Here is a 288-nt window from a genome sequence, read left to right as displayed (position 1 = left end):
ACGAGAAACAATCCGGCAGCTAGCACAGAGAGCGCGGGGGCGATGAGCCAACGGGTCGTGTCCGGCTTGAACCAGGGCGAGACTGCGATAGCCTGCATCACAAACATGACCAAGCTGCATTCGGTGAACATAAGTGCAATCTGATATGGACTCAAACCGAGTTCCTGTTTACCACGCAGTGCGAGCCCGACCTCGAAGACCCCGACCCCAACCGAAACGATGAAAGTGAGGATAAGGAGTTTCGGTACGAGCCATGCTTTCTGATCACCCGAGGCCTTAGTGGTCTTC

General features: G+C 55.2%; 1 pseudogene. It reads right to left on the bottom strand.

Going from position 1 to position 288, the window contains the following annotated elements:
- A pseudogene (locus tag KZZ06_RS20400) lies at nt 1–288 on the bottom strand (hypothetical protein); the annotation flags it as partial.

The sequence above is a fragment of the Sulfitobacter sp. CW3 genome, from assembly GCF_019392245.1.
Classification (GTDB): Bacteria; Pseudomonadota; Alphaproteobacteria; order Rhodobacterales; family Rhodobacteraceae; genus Sulfitobacter.
The sequence above is the reverse complement of the archived record's forward strand: the minus strand, read 5'-3'. Positions and strand labels throughout refer to the sequence as shown.